At 44.4% G+C, this 21,576-nt stretch carries 13 protein-coding genes; all 13 read right to left on the bottom strand.

The genetic code is table 11. The features are described 5' to 3' along the window. Window positions 1-7: 7 nt before the first annotated feature. The gene (locus tag JXR81_04510) at window positions 8-889 is read right to left on the bottom strand and encodes a polyprenyl synthetase family protein (protein MBN2754111.1); all 882 of its coding nucleotides are present in this window, start codon (window positions 887-889) and stop codon (window positions 8-10) included. Window positions 890-907: 18 nt separating this feature from the next. Beyond that, on the bottom strand, window positions 908-1,231 hold the full coding sequence (gene xseB / locus JXR81_04505; GenBank protein ID MBN2754110.1) for an exodeoxyribonuclease VII small subunit: 324 nt from the start codon (window positions 1,229-1,231) through the stop codon (window positions 908-910). 26 nt (window positions 1,232-1,257) lie between these two features. Continuing rightward, window positions 1,258-2,478: an exodeoxyribonuclease VII large subunit gene (gene xseA / locus JXR81_04500; GenBank protein MBN2754109.1), complete on the bottom strand. Its 1,221-nt coding sequence runs from the start codon at window positions 2,476-2,478 to the stop codon at window positions 1,258-1,260. Further along, entirely contained in the window at window positions 2,478-3,461 is a 984-nt protein-coding gene (gene galT, locus JXR81_04495; protein MBN2754108.1) for a galactose-1-phosphate uridylyltransferase, read from the bottom strand. Before galT ends, xseA begins: the two co-directional genes overlap by 1 nt. Next, on the bottom strand, window positions 3,461-3,832 hold the full coding sequence (gene yajC / locus JXR81_04490) for a preprotein translocase subunit YajC (GenBank protein MBN2754107.1): 372 nt from the start codon (window positions 3,830-3,832) through the stop codon (window positions 3,461-3,463). The genes galT and yajC overlap by 1 nt, the downstream gene beginning before the upstream one ends. Window positions 3,833-3,886: 54 nt before the next feature. After that, the gene (gene tgt, locus JXR81_04485) at window positions 3,887-4,993 is read right to left on the bottom strand and encodes a tRNA guanosine(34) transglycosylase Tgt (protein MBN2754106.1); all 1,107 of its coding nucleotides are present in this window, start codon (window positions 4,991-4,993) and stop codon (window positions 3,887-3,889) included. Further along, window positions 4,980-6,062, bottom strand: coding sequence for a glycoside hydrolase family 5 protein (locus tag JXR81_04480; GenBank protein MBN2754105.1), 1,083 nt, complete (start codon window positions 6,060-6,062; stop codon window positions 4,980-4,982). Before JXR81_04480 ends, tgt begins: the two co-directional genes overlap by 14 nt. 257 nt (window positions 6,063-6,319) lie before the next feature. Next, complete coding sequence (locus tag JXR81_04475) at window positions 6,320-7,099, bottom strand: IclR family transcriptional regulator (GenBank protein ID MBN2754104.1); 780 nt, start codon at window positions 7,097-7,099, stop codon at window positions 6,320-6,322. Window positions 7,100-7,134: 35 nt separating this feature from the next. Continuing rightward, the gene (locus JXR81_04470) at window positions 7,135-9,078 is read right to left on the bottom strand and encodes a PorV/PorQ family protein (GenBank protein MBN2754103.1); all 1,944 of its coding nucleotides are present in this window, start codon (window positions 9,076-9,078) and stop codon (window positions 7,135-7,137) included. A 437-nt stretch (window positions 9,079-9,515) separates the two neighbouring features. Then, window positions 9,516-11,978, bottom strand: coding sequence for a PD40 domain-containing protein (locus tag JXR81_04465; GenBank protein MBN2754102.1), 2,463 nt, complete (start codon window positions 11,976-11,978; stop codon window positions 9,516-9,518). Between the two features lie 21 nt (window positions 11,979-11,999). Continuing rightward, window positions 12,000-12,944, bottom strand: coding sequence for a signal peptide peptidase SppA (gene sppA / locus JXR81_04460; protein MBN2754101.1), 945 nt, complete (start codon window positions 12,942-12,944; stop codon window positions 12,000-12,002). A gap of 1,021 nt (window positions 12,945-13,965) precedes the next feature. Then, window positions 13,966-15,555, bottom strand: coding sequence for a murein biosynthesis integral membrane protein MurJ (murJ, locus tag JXR81_04455; GenBank protein MBN2754100.1), 1,590 nt, complete (start codon window positions 15,553-15,555; stop codon window positions 13,966-13,968). A gap of 905 nt (window positions 15,556-16,460) precedes the next feature. Continuing rightward, a complete protein-coding gene (locus JXR81_04450; GenBank protein ID MBN2754099.1) occupies window positions 16,461-21,371 on the bottom strand; it encodes a hypothetical protein in 4,911 nt (1,636 codons plus the stop codon). Between the last annotated feature and the right edge of the window lie 205 nt (window positions 21,372-21,576).

The following is a 21,576-nucleotide window of genomic DNA, read 5'->3' as shown; positions in this document are numbered from 1 at the left end:
CGTCTCCTTAGTGTGTTCTGTTTACAAACATTTCCGCAAGCATAAAAAGGTCATTTGTGCCGCCATCTATTTTACCTAAAATCCGCCTTGCTTCAAAGAGTAATTTATAAGCTTTTTTTCGGGATTCTTCAAGGCCAAACACCGCAGGCCAGGTCAGTTTTCCCGCGCCGCTGTCTTTTCTTAACTTTTTGCCCATCTTTTTTTCATCGCCGGTCTCGTCAAGTATGTCATCGGCTATCTGGAAAGCAAGGCCTATTTTTTCGCCGAAAGCGCGGAACAGTTTTTCTTTTTTCGCGTCAGCGCCGGCAAGTATCGCGCCCGATGCAACCGAAGCGGTTATTAACGAACCTGTTTTATGCCCGTGTATATATATAAGCGCTTTTTTTGTATGTTTCTTGCCTTCGTTTTCTATGTCTGCCATCTGCCCGCCAACCATGCCTTCGGAACCCGCGCCTTTGGCAATTTCAAGCGCCGCGCGAAGGGCTGTTGCGGATGTCTTCTTGTTATTTGAAGCTGACAGCGCTGTTTCAAACGCCTTTGTTAAAAGCGCGTCGCCTGCAAGTATTGCCGTGGCTTCGTCAAACTTTTTATGGCAGGTGGGCTTGCCCCTGCGCAGGTCGTCATTGTCCATTGCCGGCAGGTCGTCGTGAATAAGCGAATAAGTGTGTATCATTTCCAGCGCGCACGCCGCGGGAAGCGCGTCTTTGTATGAAAGGCCGCACGCTTTGGCCGCCATAAGGCACAAAACAGGCCTTAATCTTTTACCGCCCGCAAATACGCTGTACCGCATGGCTTTATAAATGCGCGCGGGGTGCCCTTTTTTGGGTGATAAATACCCTTTAAGCGCTTCATCTGTTATCTGTATAAGTCCGTTTAAAAGTTTTTTCATGGTCTCACCTGCCGCGGTTTAAAACGGAAGCTTTCCGTCGTTGTTGTCATTGTCGTCGTCATCATCGTTATCTTCGGGGTCATTTTCATCTTCATCATCATCGCCGTCTTCGAAATTCTCCGTTTCCATCCCTTTAGCGGTTTTCTTTTTTACTATTTCTATTTTCATCTTTGCTTCTTTAAGTGATTTTTCGCATTTTTCCGCCAGCGCCATCCCTTTTTCATACTGCGCTATGGCGTCATCAAGGGACAGTTCGCCTGATTCAAGGCTGTCAACTATCTGCTCTATTTCGTTTAAGAACACTTCAAATCCCGCTTTTGTTTCCTGCGCTTTTTTTGCCATTATGCCCTCCCGGTTTTATAAACCGTTTATTTGTCTTTTTTTACTCTGCTGACGGCGGCTTCTATTTCGCCGCTGTAAACTTTAATATTAAGATTATCGCCGGCTTTTAAGCGCGACGCGTCTGTCACCACTTTTCCCGTGGATGTTTCATAAACTACCGAATACCCTTTTTTTAAAACCGCCAGCGGGTTTAACAGCTGCATTTTTTCTTTTAAAAGGTTTAGCCGGGATTCCGTACCTTCAACGCTGTAAGACAGCGCTTTTTTCAAACGCATCTGAAGTTCGTCCAGCTGCCGCGAAGAGTCTTCGTAAATTTTAAACGGCATTTTAAAGCCGTATCTCTGCATAAGTTTTGTCAGCCGTTCCCTGCCTAAGTCCACAATGGATTCCAGCGAAGATGTTATTCTGTCCTTTATAACCGTCAGCCTGCGGACAATGTCCGCGGTGTCCGGGACAAGCATCTCTGCCGCGCCGGAAGGCGTAGGCGCGCGCATGTCCGCGACAAAATCAGCTATGGTAAAGTCTATTTCATGGCCAACGGCGGAAATTACAGGCGTTTTGGAATCATAGATGGCGTGCGCCAGGTTTTCGTCGTTAAAAGCCCACAAATCTTCCATGGAACCGCCGCCGCGGGTTAAAAGGATTACGTCAAAACTGCCGTCTTCGTTAATATCATTAATGGCTTTAATTATCTGCGCCGGCGCTTCATTGCCCTGCATTAAAGACGGGTACACAAGCACATATAGCGGCGTATATCTTTTTTTAAGAATCTTGATGACATCCCTGATGGCGGCGCCGGTAGGGCTTGTAACTATCGCGATACGCGCCGGCGGATAAGGTATTTGCCGTTTATGTTCTTCTTTAAATAAACCTTTATCGCTTAGTTTTTTCTTTAATTTCTCGAATTCTACAAGTAACGCACCAACTCCTGTCACCTGGATTTCAGAGGCGATAAGCTGGTATTCAGAGCGTTTTCCGTAAGCTGACACCTTTCCGAAAACCATTATCTCTTTGCCGTCTTCAATCCCTAATTTATTGCATTTGGACGCGCCCCTGAAATAAGCCACCTTAATCTGATTATCGTTATCTTTTAAGGTGAAGTAAACGTGGCCTGAAGAAGGGGTTGAATAATTTGATATTTCGCCTTTAATCCATACGTTATTAAGCCCGCCCTCAAGTAACTCTTTAACAATTACAGAGGCTTCTGATACCGTAAGTATCCTGTCTTCGGAATTAGAAACGGGCATTAAAGCCCCCTTAAGTATTCCGCGGACTCTTCCGGCAGCGTGGGATTAATGTAAAAACCGCTTCCCCATTCAAACCCGGCAATACTTTTTACCCTGGGCAGAATCTCTATGTGCCAGTGGAAAAATGGGATTTCCGGTGATTTCGCAGGCGCGGTATGAATCATGTAGTTGTAAGGCGGGTGATTCAGGGCCTTGTTGACCCTTGTAATGGAGTCTTTTAATAATTCCCCCAGTTCCGCCGACATAGGGTCGTTTATGGTGTAGAAATGGCTTGTGTGATGTTTTGGCATTATCCAGACTTCAAAAGGCGTCCTTGAAGCAAACGGGACAAAGCTTATAAAGTTTTCGCTCTCTTTTATAAGCCTGGAACGCGAGGCAAGTTCCGCTTCAAGGGTGTCGCAGAACGGGCAGCGGGTCTTGAATTTGTAATACTGCTCCGCTTCCGTCATTTCGTCGGAAATTGTCTTGGGAATTACAGGCATTGCCATTAACTGGGAATGCGGATGGGCAAGGTTTGCCCCCGCGCGCGCGCCCTTGTTTTTAAAGATAAGGATGTATTCAAGGCGGGCGTCCTTTAAAAGGTCGCACATCCTTGACCTGTAAACTTTGATAAGTTCCCCTGCCTGTTCCTGTGAAATATTGTCAAAACCGCCGTTGTGAAGCGGGGTTTCTATTATTACCTCGTTAGCCCCTGTGCCGGCAATGATGTCGTAAATGGCATCGCCTTTTTTCTTCAGCTGGGTCTCTATCTGAAGATAAGGGTTATTATTAGGAACAACCCGTATGGACCAGGCGCCTTTGGAAGAATCCACCCTGTAAATTTCTTTACCGGTTTTATCCTCGTTGCCCGGGCAAAACGGACAGTTGTCATCCTTCTCGGGCAGGTCCGCCGGTAATGCCCTTCCGGTTGTGGGGATAAAGGTCTTGTCGTCCAGTGTAATTATCCAGCGGTTACTAAGCGGATCCTTACGAAATTCCGACATTATTTTTTTGGTTCTTCTGCCTGTACAGGCGAAGCGTCCTCTTTTTCTATTTTTCTTGAAACATAAGCCCTAATGACGTTAATTGTGGTGTTTTCTCCGCACTTAATAGCCAGGATGTCGTCTTTTTCAAGTATCTTGCTTATGGTGCCCACTATGCCGGCGTTGGTCACTACCTTGTCGCCGACCTTAAGCGAAGCCATCATTTCTTTAAGTTTCTTCTGTTCTTTGCGCTGCGGCATGATAAACATAAAATAGAAAACCACAAAAATAAGAACCAAAGGTAAAAACGACGCAATCATTGACGGCTGGCCGGGTGCTGCTCCTGCCGCGGGTACTGCTGTTTCTGCTGCGAAAAGTAAAGTTGTAAACATAGTAATAAAACCTCCATTTTTTGCACTTACCGGATATTTGGCTGTCCGGAACTGCTATGATCTCAGCTTATAAACGCTGAAAAATTCCTCTTTTGCTTTCTCGTAACGGTCTTCAAATATTGATTTTCTAATATTATCCATCAATCTTATCATGAAATAAATGTTGTGTAAAGTGGTCAGCCTCATGCCCAGCAGTTCGTGCGTGTTGAACAGATGGCGGATGTAGGCGCGGGTATAATTTTGGCACGCGTAGCAGCCGCAGCCGGGGTCCATGGGGCGGAAATCTTCTTTATATTCGCCGTTACGGACGGATATCTGCCCTTCTTTGGTATAGACGGCGCCGTTTCTTGCTATGCGCGTGGGAAAGACGCAGTCAAACATATCCACGCCCTTTTCAACCGCGTACCAGATATCTTCCGGTGTGCCTACGCCCATTAAATATCTTGGTTTGTTTTCCGGCATAAAAGGCGCGCACCAGTCAACGCCCTGATTAATAAGGTCTTTGCCTTCGCCCACTGAAACGCCGCCTATAGAATAGCCGGGAAAATCCATTTTAAAAAGTTCTTCCATGGATTTTTCGCGCAGGTCTTTATGCACGCCGCCCTGAATAATTCCGAATAAAAAACTGGTATCGCTTTTATGATACTCCCTTGCCCTTTTAGCCCACGCCAAAGTAAGGTCAAGCGAATCCTCAATATATTTTCTTTCCGCGGGATACGGCGGGCATTCGTCAAGCACCATCATGATATCGCTGCCCAAATCAGTCTGAATATCTATTACCTTTTCCGGCGTTAAAAAGTGTTCCGCGCCGTCTATGTGCGACTTAAACTTTACGCCTTCCGGGGTTATTTTTCTGAACTGGGAAAGCGAAAACACCTGAAACCCGCCGCTGTCTGTTAAAATAGGCCTTTTCCAGTTCATGAACTTATGAAGCCCGCCGGCTTTTTTCATTATGTCCATTCCGGGGCGCAGAAAAAGATGGTAGGTGTTGCCCAGAATTACGTCAACGCCCATGTCGTACATGTCTTCCGGGGTCATTAATTTTACAGTTGCCTGCGTGCCAACCGGCATAAAGACAGGCGTCTTTATTGTGCCGTGAATGGTGTTTATTTCACACGCGCGGGCAAGTTTGTATTTATGAAGTACCTTAAAGAATTCCATTCTGCAATGCCTTTAAAGTGTTTCCGTCAAGACGGTTTTTGTCATAATTAGGGTTGTCTTTATACAGTTCTGTGTGGTCTATCACTCCAAAGTCCATATTTTTATAGCTCCAGTAAGAATAGGAAATTTTGTGTTTCTTCATTATAGAAATAAAATCATTTAACCAGTTTTTTCTTGTTTCCGGGTCAGCCAGCACCACCACGCCGAATTCACCGCAATAAACCGGCACGTTATGTTTTTTCTGAAAATCAAATACCGGCTGCATGGCTTTTTCAAGTTCGTTTATATCCCACATCCTGTCCTGCCCGCGCAGAAGTTCCGCGAATTTATTGTCTTTTTCTTCGGTAAGTTTTATGGCGTCGCCGATACCGTCGGGCCTGCCCGGGTATTTTACGGCTTTCTTATAAATATCATAAATTACAAAAGAGACCCACGGCGCAAACTGATGAGTGATAAGTATGGGTTCGTAAAAATGAAAACTGTAGATTATGTTATCGTCATCAAATTTCTTAAGGTTTTCAAACTGCCTGCACATGCCCCAAAGGTTTGATTCCACAATAATGGAGTGGTGTTTGTCGTTGTTTCTTATTACGGCAATGGCATCATCGCATATAGCGTTCCACTGCGAAGCTTCAGGCGCCACAGGTTCATTCATAAGTTCCAAAAGCATATTTGGGCGCTGCGCGTAGCGTTTTGAAAACATGTCCCATATATGAAGAAAACGCTTGTTACTTTCGGAAGACTTATCCCAGATGTTGTTAGATTCCCTTTCCTTAAACGCAAAGGAATGTCCGGGCGCTTTGTGCAGGTCCAGAATAACGTCAAGGCCGTGTTTTTCCGCGTCAGTAATGACCTTATCAACCCTTTTTAACCGCGATTCATCATATTTGAACGGCGCTGTTTCAAAAAAGAAATTATCAACCGGCAGGCGCACGGAGTTAAAGCCCCAGTTTTTTATCTGCTGAATGTCTTTTTCTGTGATGAAAGTATCCAGATGCCCGTCGGTAAAAATATCATCTTTAACCTGAGAGAAAAAACCGCCAAGATTAACCCCGCTTAAATGTTTCATAATAATCTCCTTTTATCGTTAAAATGAAGAGTTAAAAAAAATTACAAGTGACAAGTTTCAAGTTACAGGTAAATACGAAGGCAATCACTTAATTACCTGATACTTGTAACCTGTTACTTGTAACTTGTCAGCTGTCTTTAAATTTGGTTATTTATGTTTTCCTTCAACTGCCGCACCCTAAAGGGTGCGCCTACCAAATCCAAACCTGTGCTGTATCTCTTATTAGCTGCAACTTGTCACTTGTAAGTTGTAAGTTGTTATTTATTAAATCCCATGCTCTGGGAAATTTTCTGTGAAGCAACCTTTACGCGCTCGCCAAGGTCTTTTATTCTTGCTTCATCTGTCCTTAACGCGGGCGCTGTAATTGCAACGCAGGCAATTACCCTGCCCCTGAAGTTTCTTACAGGCGCTGCCACGGATATTAAGTCGGGAGAATATTCCTGGTTGTCTACGGAATATCCGATTTCGCGGCTTTGTTTTATGGCTTCTTTTAATTTGGCTTCGTTATCAATTGTATAAGGCGTCATGGGTTCAAATTTAATAAGCTTTATCACTTCATTTATTCTGTCATCCGGAAGGCTGGCAAGCCACGTTTTTCCGCAGGCAGAAGCGTGCAGCGGCATGCGTTCGCCGACGTTGGACTTTACCCCAACGCGTTCAAGGGTTTCAAGGACGTCAACGTACAGGACTTTATACTGGTCAACAATGGCTAATCCTATTGTCTCGCCGGTTTCCCTCCACAGCTGCCTTAAATACGGCATGGCGTGCTGGCGGATATCAAGTTTTGACAGTACGGCGTTTCCAAGTTCAAATAAACGCATTCCAAGGCGGTATTTGGAAGTCTCCGTGTCCTGTTCCACATATTTGCGAAGCATTAAGGTGGTTAAAAGGCGGTGCACGGTGCTTTTATGCAGTTTAAGTTCCTTGGAAAGAGTTGTTACTCCCACGCCTGTTTTGTGCGCGCTTAAAGTCTCTATAATATCCAGTGTCCTTTCTACCGACTGTACCGTTGTGTCATAAGACTGTTTTCTTCTCAATTTATTTCCTCCCCTTAAATTTAAAGATATTTTTTTTATTCATAAACAATTCCCGAAATTCTTATTGTAACCCTTCTGTTATCGCGCCTTCCTTCGGGAGTGTTATTATCCGCAACCGGCCTGCTTTCGCCGTAGCCTACCACCCTGAAAATATTCCTGTCCATGTCAAAGAGTTCAACAAAGAAATTAACAACCGCTTGCGCCCTGGCTTTTGAAAGCTCCATATTGTCGGCGTAAACACCGCGCTTCATCTGCAGGTTATCCGTATGCCCTTCAACTGTTATTCTGGGATTCTGATAGCCCTTAATCTGGTCGGCAATCTTTTTGATGTCGCTGTAAACCGCTATCTTTACGTCCGCTTTGCCAAGATCAAACAGCGTATCGGCGGAAAGGTTTATAACCACTTCCCTGAAAAGTATCTTTACCTGTTTAGCCCTGCTTTTACCCCAGTTGCCCACACTGTCGGACGCAAACAGCGCGTACGAATATGTTTTGCCGGTGTCCACCTGGTTTATACCAAGGTCGTCTTTGCCGTCCCATGTTACCATCATAGGGTCGCCTGTTCCCGTATAAGTCCTGAAAGGCAGGTTATCCGGGCCGTAGATTACAAGCTTCCACTGCCCTATGCCGTTTTTATCAAACGCTGACATGTTAAAATTAACAGGTACAAGTAAAGTGTCAAGCCTGCCCGGCTTTACAAGTTTGGGGCTGCCGTCAACAGTAATAGACGGCGGAGTTAAGTCCACTTCCACCCTTGCCGGCGAGGATGATGATTTAATACCCTTGCCGTAATCAACATCAAGCTGAATAAAGTAATCGCCTTCTGATGCAGGCATGCCAAGCGAATCCATTCCGTTCCAGAAAAGTTTTTTGCGGAGATTTATTTTTACTGTCCTGACCGCTATTCCCATGGCGTCGGTAATTTTTATAGACGCGGCTCTTGCTTTGGACGGAGACATGACATCGGGCAGAAGCCTTACGTAATCCACAACCTTGTCGCCATTTGGCGAGAACACCGCGGGATATGCCCTTAATTTCACTTCCGGAGAGCCAAAACTGTAGGTTAATGACGCCCTGTGCGTGTAGCCAAGGCCGTCAATGGTATATGGGACAAAAGCGTAATCAATTGCCGCGCCGCCGAATTCTATGCCGCCGCCAAAAGAAAGGCGCGGAACCGTGCCGCCTTTATAGCCGGCCCTTAAATTCAGGACTTCAAACAGTGTTATGTTAGTGCCGACAGAGTAATTTATGTTGTTGTCAGAGTAATATTCAATGCCGCCTTCTATATCAAAATATTGGCTCTCAAAACCTATTCCGGCAAGAATGTTCATCGGCTGAAGGTAAGTTTCTTTTACAAACGAAGTGCCGGGGCCAAGGTTCTTGAATGATACGCCCGCGGACAGCCCTTCTAAAAATTCCATGTCATAAATAAGGCCGAAATCCGCCATAAATGACAACGCAGCGCCTTTGTCGTCATTGGGATCAATGGCGTAATTTAATATTTTAAGCGCCGCGCCTATGTAGAAGTCGCGGGAAAATTCTTTGCTGTATGCCAGTGTCCCGTAAAAACTGTAAGGGCTGAATTCATATTCTGTGGAATATCCTGTTATAGAAGAGGGGTCAACTTCTGTTTTAAACATTGTATCGGCAAAGTGCATCCAGTTGACGGAAAACCCAAAAGTGCCTGCGGGCGAAGGAAAAGAAAGGTTAAGATTTTCAAAAGCAATGTCCTGAAACCATATAATATGAGTGAATGATATGCCGGAAAGCAGGCTTTTTGATAATCCGGCGGGATTATACTGAATGGAATTAACGTCATCCGCCAGCGCAACATAAGTTTCACCCATTGCAGCCGGTTTTGCAGGAGCCATAATTTTTAAAAAGTTGTTAGAAGTGGTCCCTATTTGTGCTATATCTGAAAATGCCGTTCCGCTTAGCAGAAAAAACACTGCTAATGTCAGTATAGTCTTTTTTAACAATGTGTTTCTCCTGTTTTGTTTGGTGGAACTACTATGCCATTATCACTATTTTGTCAGATTAGCAATTTGTTGTCAATAGGATTTTAGACTTTGGAAATACGAGGGACGGAGGGACGGAAGATGATCTTCTAAAGTACAGACGCAACATGTTGCGTCTTGCCGTTAAAAAACCAAAAACGAGACGTATCATGATACGTCTCTGCGATATAAACACAATTGACCTATGGGAATTGGAAGTTTGTCTTCTAAAGTAGAGACGCAACATGTTGCGTCTTGCCGTTAAAAACCAAAAACGAGACGTATCATGATACGTCTCTACGTTAGAAATACAAAAGACCCACGTCTGCCGGATAAAAAAAAGAGGCGCATTTCTGCGCCTCTTTTTTTATTTAAAACCAGACGCAACATGTTGCGTCTCTACTTTAAAAACTAAATTCTTACTGTACCCTTGCCGCCCACAGCTTATAACTTGAAATGCCGGGCATGGATGGCATTATGAAATTGTTCCAGCCTACATACGCTATAACATCGCCGTCATCTGTCCAAACTGGATTTTTGCCGAAGAATTCATAGGGCAGTAATTCCCATAATTCCCCGTCTATCGCGTGAACTATTCTTATTGTTGTCACGTCGTCATGAAAGTAAAATTTGTGGTATGTTTCTTCAAACGCAAGGCGTTTGCTCTGATGGTCCCATGTCATGTTGCTTATCTTTCCCTTTTCTGTGTAATAAATACGTAATGGATTGGTGGCTTCTTTGTCAACCACCCACATTTCCTGTAACGTGGTATTTTCCGCAGGGCCTTTTTTAACTATAAACGCAAGCCTTTCAGATGACGGGCCCCATTCAAGTTCTGTTACCGCGTTTTTCGTTGTAAATAAGTTAAGTTCATTTCCGCCTGTTCCGTCAAGGCGCCATATTTCGCCGGTTTCTTTGTGATTCACGCCGACAGCAATTGCCTTGCCGTCATATGACCACTTTGGCTGAGAAAAACCATTGCACCTTCTCTGAAAAATTTCCTTATTGCCTTTGCCGTCTTTATTAATGGTCCATATACGCCATATCTCGCCGCTTTCCGTGAAATTAAGTATAACCTTTTTCTTTTCCGCGGTCAGCCAGTAAGGCGAATCCGGAAGCGTTTCTTTTGAAAGGTTCTGCCCGTTTGTTGAATCCGCGTTCATAATAACAAACTTATTGTTTTTTATATAAATGACCTTATTCTGCTGCGAGTTCCACAACGGGAAAAGTGCTTTGTCTTTTGCCCTGTTAACATTTAATTCCCTTGCGTCTGAACCGTCATCATTTTTTACTTCAAGGAAAGTATAACTGTCTATCCTGCTTACATATAATATCTTGGAACCGTCAGGCGACCAAAGGGGCATGAATTTATTGAATCCTTTTGTAAGCTGTGACATTTCCTGTTTTTCGGTGTCTGTTGTCCAAAGGTTATTATCGCCATCTTCTTTTGCCGCCGCAGCAACGACAAAACTTTTAGCGTCCGGCGACCACGCGGTTTTATGCGTGATGGCTTTAGACGGCATGTCAATTACCTTATCAAAACTTGTTACAAGGGTTTTGGGCAATCCGGGCGGAGCGGAAGGTTCTTTGGAGCGGAGCTCTTTTTCATATTTTAATTTTGCTTCCTGGTCTTCAAATGTTTCTATTTCCCCTGTGTATAAAGGTTCAACTTTTTTCTTTCCAAACCATGTAAATATGTTCTTCTTTTTTTCTTCTTTCATTTTTATCGCGTTGTAAGTGTAATCGCCGTATTTCTCGCGAAGGTTATCGGGCAGTTCCATTAATGTAAGGTTAAAAGAAGCGGCCCAGATGTTTCTGGCGCCGTTTTCCGATTCAGCGCCGGAGAATATAAGCAGGTTTCCGTTTTTATTCCATACGGGCGGGTCAAGATAACGCGGCAGCTGATTTTCGTCGGTGGTTTTAATTTCTGTTATTCCCCTTGTCAGGCCGTGAATAATGTTAACCGTGTTTTCTCCCTTTTTGGGGTTAAAAACCGTATAAGCAAGAGCCCAGCTGTCATTAGACCATGCAAGGTTTTTCGGGGCTGTGTTATAAGCCGGCGTTATTTCCGTGTAGCTTAAAACTTCCTGCTTGGCGTAATTAAATATTCCTGCGGCATAAGCCAGCACAAGGCCGCTTAAAAGCAGCGTTATTGCAGCCATTGAAAGCCTGAACCCAAGCCTTCCATCATCTTTTAAAGGGTCTTTGTTAATAGCGTATAAAACAAGCGCTATAGCCAATGCGGCAGCCACAATTGCGGGCACGACAAAGTGCCAATAAAAAGCAAGTATCATTCCCGCTGAAAGTATTGTTGCTATAAACATAAGGATGTCGGATAAAATTTTCTTTGGGTTGTGAATCATGTAGACAATGAATTCAATGCAGAAAAGAATAAAACACGCGGCAAGAACCGCCATTATTACGTCCATGTTTATCTTCTGTGATAACGGCTTAAAAAGCTGTACTATGTAAAATATTGCAAGCGCGGATGCCAGGCCTAATAAGACAAACCTTAATACCGAACCCAGCTTTGAAGCGTTTTCTTTTTTTATTCTGGGATAAAGTTTTGTGCCTATAAAAGCCGCAAGCACAAATAAAAGTCCGCCGGCTACCGCAGGCAGTGACATTAACTTTTCACCGGATAATCCCAAAAATAACAGGAATGCGCCGCCGATTAATAGCGCCACCTGAAGCGCGCGCGTCCACATTATTGAACTTTGTTCTTCTTCGGCTTTCTGCGCCGCAATCTCTTCCGGCGTGGGGCCTGCGGGCGCTTCCGGTTCCGCGGGTGCCGCGGTTTCTTCTTTGCCCTTTTTTGCCTTTTCTGCTTCTTCAAGCGGATTAGGTGTCATATCTTTCGGTCCTTTATTTGCTTCTGCCATCATGAACCTCCGTGTATATGCTTATCTTAATGAGTATTTTCCATTTAATGGAATTTTTGATTTAAAACCAAGCCCGGCAAGCGACGATTCCAGCAGGCCGTAAAAAGTTGGTTTATATCTTTCTGTTACGACCAAAGGCCTTCCTTCCATACCGGCCATTTTTGCCGCGTCTGCAATAGCGTCGTCAATTGTGCCTATTGAATCCACAAGCCCAAGCTTATACGCCTGATTTCCGGTAAAAAGCCTGCCGTCCGCTATATTGGAAAGCATGTAAGCTTTTACCAGGCGTTTTTTAACTTTATCATTTTTTGCTTTAATTCCCGCGCCCGCGGCAATTGCTTCAAAGCGCACTTCCACTATATCATCCACAAACTGGCTTAACGCGTCTTTAAGGACAGACATCATAAGGTCTTTTTCTTCTTTGGTTGCCGCGCGCGCGAAAGAGCCGATATCTTTATATTTTCCGGTTTTCAAAGTAACATAATCCACGCCTATTTTATCCAAAAGGCCGCGCGCTGTCATGTACATCATTATAACGCCTATACTGCCGGTTAAAGTTCCTGAATTTGCCACAACCCTGTCAGCCGCGGAAGCTATGTAATAAGCGCCGGAAGCCGCCACGTCGCCCATTGAAACCACCACGGGCTTGCCGTTTAAACTGATTTTTCTTACAAGGCTGTAAACTTCCTGCGAACCGGCCATTGCCCCGCCGCCGCTGTTAATACGAAGAACAATCGCTTTAACATTTTTCATACTGCTGAAATTGTGCAGCTGTTTTAAAACATAAGTGGTATCCCCAATTTCCCCGTATATGTCTATTAAAGCTATTTTACCTTTGTTTATCGGGTTAATTGACGCTTTCGCCTGTTTTTTATCCGTGTTTTCCGTTTTATCAGCGTCTTTCACGGAAAATAAATATAATACAAATAATAAAATCGCAAATAAAACAACAGTCCTTTTCCGCATTATAAAAATCCCTTTCCATAGACAGAATTAAGCCCGAATACCCCATATTTTAATAATTTTTTGGGTATTAGTCAACCTATTTAACACCTAAACAGGATAAAAAGTATTATGTTATTTTTTATTTTGTATTAATTTCTGGCAGCAGCGTCCTTCCCGGCCGTCACGGAAATGTCATTTGCTATGGAGGAGTCGGCAGGGCGCGTGGTTTTCGAGCAGTTGTTTAGTCCTGGTAGACGCGGGTCTTCAGCCCGCGGTAGTTGAATTTGTATCATCAAGGCATTAACTATGATCTAACAGTGTTTTCTCTAATAATGAATTGTATCACTTTTATCTTTAACCCAAAATTTTAAGAATATTTTTTCAAAAGAAAATAAAATAGCAACTAAAACAGTTGTTAATATAAGTATGTTAATCATTATTAAAAATCCGAGCGGTAGTTTAAACGATAGTATTACTCCCATATAATGTTGAATGATTATTAAATTCATAAACGACATAGCAGATATAACAATTTGATGAAATATAAATCTAAACATATTGTCTTTGTCAATATCCGAGAAGTACATAACATCAGCATAAACAATCATCAGGATGCACATCAACTGTCCAAGCAGAAAATATGACCGCATCACCGCGTTTGAATCATATCCATCTTTAACAAAGTAAAAAAATATAACGCTTAACGCAGAACAGAATATGGAAGAAATAAAAACGATTAAAGAATTTTTATTGTTCATAAACTCCACCAATTAACACATTTTATTTCTCCTTCCAATAAATCAAACAATTATTCCTTCCCAATTCCAATTAATACAACTACGCGGATAACGCGGGATCGGTATCCGATAAAAGCAAGATTAAATCTACTGCCGCGGGCTGAAGACCCGCGTCTACCAAAAATTTACATCCACACATAAAAGCGAGACGCAACATGTTGCGTCTCTACATTAGAAAACCAGTACACAAAAGAAAACAAGTACACAAAAGAAAACAAGTACACAAAAGAAAACAAGTACACAAACTACTTTTTCTTGTTAAACCTGTTAGCAATTCCCTGCATTATTCTTTCTGCGTAGTTAAGGCCGGCGAGTTTTGCCATTGTACCGTATGAAATTACTCCCACCGTTATTGCGGCAAGGACTATAAAGCCATTAATAGTGCGGGAGAATTCTGCTGCGTTAAAGTTAGCGTTTAATAGATAGTACGTTAAATACGACAATCCCGCCATAATCAGTGAAATAACCGTGACCTTTACACAGTATGCCAGGAATTCTTTTGTCTTAAGCCCGTTAATAAACTTAGACAGGTAAAAATACAGCGCTATAAACTGAATAAGCGCGGCAAGCGATGTGGCAAGCGCCAGGCCAAGGTAATTCATTGAAAACATCAGAGAAACACATAGGAGAATGTTTATTATCATGGAAGAGACAGAAATTTTTACCGCTGTTCCCGCCTTATTGATTGCGTAGAAAACCTGGGTTAAAATCTTTACCCCTGTGTGCGCGAATATGGCTGTGCAGTAAACCGCGGAAACGCCTGCTGTTTTTATGGCGTCGTCATATTGAAAACGGCCGTAATTAAAAAGCAGCAGGTTAATCGGCACGCTTAACGCAATTAAACCCGCGGATGCCGGCAGCACAACAAAAAACGCCTGCTTAAGAGATGAATGTATTGTGTCGCGGAGCGAATCAAAGTCCCCTCTTGACGCGTACTGTGATATAAAAGGAAAAGCCACTGTTGCCACGGCAACTCCAAAAACACCAAGCGGCAGCTGCATAAGGCGGTTGCCGTAATAAAGATATGTGACCGCGCCTTCTACAAGCAGCGATGCAAGTATTGTATTTACCAGAAGGTTAATCTGCGTGACCGACTGCGCCAGTGTGGCGGGTATCATTAGCTTGCCTATTCTGCGTAGCCCTTCATCTTTTAAATTGATAAACGGTTTCCACGCAAGCCCCTCTTTTACCGACGGTATCCACTGGATTAATATCTCAAGAAATGACCCAAACAACGCGCCAAATACCCATCCATAGACCTGTGTTTCCGGGGTGTCGCCAAGGCGCGGGCAGATAAATACTCCGAATAAAATCATAGAGATATTAAGGACTACCGGCGCAAAAGCCGGGATGGAGAATTTTTTAAGCGAGTTTAATATCCCAAGAAATAAAGCCGCAATGCTTACAAAAAGTATAAAAGGAAAAAGCCAACGCGTAAGCGATACTGTCAGCTGAAATTTTTGCGGGTCATTGATAAAACCGGGCGCCATTATAGTGACAATAAACGGCGCGAAAACAATTCCCGCAAAAGTTATAAGGACAAGCAGAAGCGATAAAGCATTTAAGACATTAACAGCAAGAAGCCAGGTTTCCCTTTTATCCTTTTTTTCAAGGTAATCTGTAAATACCGGGATAAAAGCGGATGATAAGGCGCCTTCTGCCAGAAGGCTGCGGAGCATATTTGGTATTCGGAATGCCACAAAGAACGCGTCAGAGACCCAGCCAACGCCTAAAATAGCCGCTGAAATAGCGTCGCGCACGTAGCCAAGCACCCTGCTTAGCATGGTAATTAAACTGACTATAGCGGCTGATTTTGCAATTTGTTTTGATGACATGATGAAAATTATATAATAATTGTTAAGATAAAGATATTGTTTTTTATAAAACACGAGGGACGGAGGGACAGATGCACGGAGGGACAGTTTAGACATGAGGGACGGAGGATCGGATGCACGGAGGGACAGTTAAGACATGAGGGACGGAGGGTCGGATGCACGGAGGGACAGTTTAGACATGAGGGACGGAGGGTCGGATGCACGGAGGGACAGAAGGTTTGGTTTAGATCCGGTAGGTGCACCCTTTTCGGGATGCGGATTTTATATTTTAATGTAGAGACGCAACATGTTGCGTCTCACGGATTTACAAAAGCGAAGCGTATCATGATTCGCCTCTACATTAATAGATTAAACCCGATTAAAAACGTCTTTTATTTTTTAACTGCGAGACGCAACATGTTGCGTCTGTACATTAGAAAACATATTTGCTAAAAATAAAAGCGGCGGATTTTCATCCGCCGCTTTTACCTCACCGTCTCTGTCTAAAACACCGCCCCCACATCTATAACAATTATACTCAATAAAGATGAAAAAACAGTGATTCCGGTCACAAACGGTATTATAAACACTAAGCATAAGCGGGTTAAGCAATTAAGCCACAGCGAAAAAATTACCGATATTTACACATTAACTGCCGCGGGCTAAAGACCCGCGTCTACCACATCTAAAACGTTTTTATATACAATCCGTTATTTGCTTCGATTTGGTAGCCGCACCCTTTAGGGTGCGTTGTTTAGATTGAAATAAAACAAAACCAACTGCCGCACCCTAAAGGGTGCGCCTATCCCGCCTGCTTCAGCTCGCAAGCTCTCTTCATTGCCGGGATTTACGCTTCGCAGGCTCGCTCCAACCAAACCGTATTATGTTTTGGCCTAGCAGCTTAGCCGCCTAGCTGCCAAGCTGCGTCACTTCTTAAGTACTATTATCTTTCCCACCTTGCCTCTTGCTTCTTTGCCGTCGTTGTCAATAAGCAGTATCATGTAATAATACGCGCCGTTGGCGAGGCCTTGAAAATGTTTATCCGGTATCGGGATTACGTGTGTGCCGGCTGTATAGGAATTTTTATACGCTATTTCATCCACAAGCCTTAATGCCGAAGAATACATTCTGAAATGAACTTCTTTGTAATCTCTTGTGGCGTAATATTTTACAAATATATACGGGTTATCGCCGGGGTTTACCGGGTTCGGGTAAACAAGCTGGTCTTTCACCTTTAACTCCGCTTCTGTCGGTACGGGCGTTGGGGTGAATGTATTTGTAGGAACGCTTATTGTTGCAGTATGGGTATTGGTGTTTGTAGGCGTCTGTGACGGAGTCTGCGTGTGAGTGTCTGAAGGCACTGAAGTATTTGTGTGTGAAGAAGTAGCGGTATTTGTATAAGTATGCGTGGCTGTGTGTGTGTAAGTATCAGTGATTGTGTGCGTGTATGTTGAAGTGGATGCGGGCGGGACAGTGTTTGTATATGTCGCAGTCTCTGCCGTTGTTTCCGTGGGAGTCTCTGTAAATATTTCTGTCGCAGTTTCTGTAAAAGTTTCTGTGGGCGTATCAGTAAACGTAAATGTAGGGCCGCCTGTTGTAACTGTTTCTGTGGCGGTATATGTTTCTGTGTACGTCTGCGTAAATGTCGCCGTCTGTGTGTCTGTGTAAGTATAAGTGGCTGTAAATGTATTTGTGGGGGTGTTGCAGGTATCCGGGCAGTAGTTTACCTTAAATGCCCAGTTGCCCGCGCTTTGCCCCATTGGCCACGGCAGAAATCCGGGAAAACTTCCGTAAGACATTTCATAATACATTTCATCACCGTTAGTCCCGATATCCCTTGAAACCAGAACGCCCGGAGACATCTGAATTGCTATCCAGTATATTCCGGAATTCAGATGAGCTGACGGCAGCGGAATTAAGTTATCCCCTGCTGTCACTGCGGTTTCTTCTGTCTGCGCCTGAAGTATATAAGGTACATTTGACCCTGTGGAATTATCATTTGAATAAACAGCAAGGCGGACATATCCCGAACCTGATTCCACGTGCAGGTAAATTCCGCTTAACGTACCGTTATAACCCATATAATAAACGTTTGCGGAAACATAACCGGATATATTTACCGTTACCGCTGTCGGAGTATACTGTAAACCAAAATCATCTTCGCACATGCACGGCAAAACAGGCGTTGGTGTTTCCGTGGGTGTGTCACATGAACCCGGGCATGCGTTAATTACAAGCGCGTAACTGCCGTTGCCAACATCCACGCCTGATACGGGGAAAACCGCCGGCATAGCCGAAGCTTCGTCAAAAAAACCGGTATATAATTCCGCGTTCTGCATTCCCGCCATTGCACTTACCGTTATTCCGCTTTGCGTGTTAATTACAAGCCAGTAAACACCTTTACTTAAAGGCGTGTCAACAACATCCACGACGTTCCAGCCCGAAACTGACGGTGTGTCGCCTGAAGATACAATTAAATTAAGCGGAGCAGAACCGTCATTTGTGTAAAGCGCCATTTTAACAAGGCCGCCGCCGCTTGACGCAAGGTGGACACCCATGCTTTCCATTATTGTGTTTTCGGAAACATATACAGGAATGGCGGTCAGTGAATTATATATGCTTGCCCCCACCATGGCGGCTATATTGGTATTGCCGTAAACCACGGCGCACGCGCACGGCATAGGCGTAAAAGTCTGCGTAGCTGTGGGTGTGTCCGTAAACGTGGGCCCGCCCGGTGTTACCGTGTCCGTAAACGTGTATGTATATGTGGGGGTGCTTGTATCGGTATTTGTATCTGTTGATGTATAAGTAAATGTGTGGGTGGGAGTATCTGCCAAAGTCTGTGTTTCTGTATTGGTATATGTGGCTGTTGCCGTATCTGTATATGTGTGCGTTGCCGTATCAGTAGGTGTTGATGTAAAAGTATCGGTTGATATCAGGGATGTGTCTGTTGCCGTGGCAGTCTCTGTAAATGTCAGCGTGTATGTCTGCGTAAACGTATTTGTCGCGGGAACTTCTGTTTCTGTTTGCGTGTATGTATTTGTAGCGGTATAAGTTGATGTGTAAGTGCTTGTTTGTGTCGCGGTGTTTGTAAAAGTGGATGTTGAAACCGCTGACGCTCCTTCAAAACGGATATTGTCAACAATTACGGAATAGTCTGTATCGGCATTGTTAATAAACGCCAGATAATAAATGGCAGTATGTGTATTTGAAAGTACGTCCGCTATAGGAATTCTTACCGTCTTCCATGTTGTGTCTATCGCGCCGCCTTCTTCAAGATAGTTTGCGACAGTTATAGACGCGTAAGTCCAGTCAAGATAAAGCAGATACTGTGAAACTGTTCCGGTTAAAGCTTTTATATTAAATACAATATCCGTATTCCCGTCCATCTGCTGGTTTGCGCCGGGGATGTCCCACTGCGCCTGCCCCCAATAAGCCGGGGATGTGTAAGCGGCTATCATTCCATTACCCGTAACCCCGCCTGCGCCTTCGGTTAATGACCCTGCAGCATTTACAACAATTGCCCCGTCGGCAAGCGTGTAACCCGGCGTATCACCGTCATATATCAGTTTGTACGCGTTTGTGGGTGTTGCTGTTGCCGTATCTGTGGGTGTCTGTGTGAATGTGAATGTGGGGCCGCCCGGAGTTACCGTGTAAGTGCTTGTCGGCGTGGACGTGGGCGAGCCTGCCGGTTCGCCGTAAAGCGCGCCGCGCCCTTCTGCCGACACATAACATCTGCCATATACACGCGGGTCGCCCGTTATCTGGTGCACAGTACCGTACTGGTTGGCATCTGTGTTTATTCTTTCCCATGTCGCGCCCGTATCAATTGACCTGTAAAAACCAAGCGCGCCGCCTACCACGCCCTGCAGATAAATAGCGGGATATGTGTAGCCGGACGCCGCCATTCCAAAACCAATTCTGTATGCTTCGGAAACTGAATTTACTTTTGTGGCAGTCGCTCCGGAATCTGTTGATCTGTATAATCCGCCCGCGGCTGTTGTAATCCATACATGGCCTTCATTATCCGGTGCAGCCGCGCATACACCGTCAGCAAGCGCCCAGCTTGGAACCGTGGGCAGCCCTGACGCACCCGCGGCAAATGTTGCGCCGCTGTCTATAGAACGCCACAGTGTGCCTGTGACGCCGTCATATAAATAAAATTTAGCGGAATTTACCCTGTCTGCAACAGGTGAAAAACCTGCCGGCGGGCTTCCCGCGCATGTTGTCCATGAAGAACCGTTATTCACTGAATACGAAACCGCCGCGCCTGTCGGCGACCACACTATATTTGTGCCGTTTGGGGAAATTGCAATTGCCTTTGAACCTCCTGCCGAGGCGCCGGAAGGATAAGACGGGAAATCTGTCCATGTTGTGCCGCCGTCATTTGAGTACGCTCCGTAATAATCGATATTATTAGAATCACGATAATGTGAATAAGCTTTTACCACTTTTAGCGGATTTGAGTTTTCCGCAAACGCGATAGAAAGTGTTGTACCTCTGTTGGGCGTATGCCTTGTATTTTGTGAAGCGTCAAGATTTGTATGCCTGAACCCGTCGTAATCGCCCATTGCCGATATAAGGTTTGCCGTGCCTACAGGCGGGCTTATTATCTGCATAGGCACTGTTTCTTCCAGATCAACGTCATTAAAGTTCCACGTAACTGATGATGACTGCAGGTTTGTACAGCGCCACACGCCGTAGCCTGTGTTCCAGATGGCAATGTTGCCGTTATTAGGGTCAATCTGAATATCCGTAGCCCAGTGAGGGTTTACGCTTGATGTATAAGGCGATGTGGTGCGCACATAGGTTGCCGCTGTGCTTATATTTGTCCATGATGTGCCGCCGTTAGTACTGTAGTATATAGGGTCGTTTGCTGTCCATTTAAAAAGTGTTGTTACTATAACGTTATTTACATTCTGAGGATCTGCTGAAATGCCGCCATATACTGTACTTCCAACAGGGGTTATATCTGTCAGTGAATCGTTGACGGTATTCAATTTATACACACTGCTTGTATTATTGTTATCACCTGCGTTGGGGCCATTATTACTGCAGTAAACTATGTACATTGTTGTTCCGACAAGAGATGCTCTGGTTGCCTGCTGTCCTGAAGGCTGGCCCGTTACAAGCGCCCAGCTTGCGCCGCCATCCGTCGATTTATAAAGGCTGCTGCCGTTTGTACCCGCCGCCACATAAATTGTCTGCGTAGCATTGCCGGTTGTTGATGACGATTTAATAAACTGTATAAAATTAATGACACCGGTCTGAGGGAAAGAAGCAACAGCGGCAAAAGATGCTCCTGAGTTAGTTGATTTATAAAGACCGGAGGGATAAGAGCCTGAAGTTCCGGCAAATAATATACTTCCAAGATTTGGATCAACAGCAAGCCTTTCGCCTGCACCTCTGCCCTGCTCGTTCGCGCCCACCTTAAAAGGAACCGGGTTTATAGTCCAACTTACACCTTTATTTGAAGATGCTAAAACAGCTCCATTTCCCGCCCAGCTTTGCGTGTATTTTCCGCACAGCATATAAACCCTGTTTACATCAGACGGGTCAACAGCCATTGCAAGTATTCCCATATAGTCAGCGTTATTTCTTGTCATAGAGTCAGTCAGCGGTATCCATTTGGTATTCGCGTTATCCCACCTGTACGCGCCGCCCATGTCTGTGCGCGCGTATAGAAGGTTCTGTTCAAGGGGATGAAAGATAAAACCGGTCACAAATCCGCCGCCGCCCACCTGCACACTTTTCCAGGTATAGGGTTCGGCGAATACCGCGCCTGCCAGTATAAATATTATTAATAAGGAGAGCAGCTTAACTTTCAGTTTGTTCATTAATTTCTCCCGTATATTTGTTAATTCCCTTAATTCAGTTAAATAATAACTTTTAATTATTCCCCCGTCAATTGCTTATTTGCCGGTTTAACAAAAACGCTTTAGTTTCGATGATATTTAGACAAACAAAAAGCGTTTTTGTTGTGGTTGTTTTTGCGCAAAAATAGATTTTTGGGCTGGTTTTGTATTGATCGGAGTATGTCTT

The organism is Candidatus Goldiibacteriota bacterium (assembly GCA_016937715.1).
Taxonomy (GTDB): Bacteria; Oederibacteriota; PGYV01; order PGYV01; family PGYV01; genus PGYV01.
Note: the sequence above shows the minus strand (reverse complement) of the source record. Positions and strands in the feature narration are given on the sequence as shown.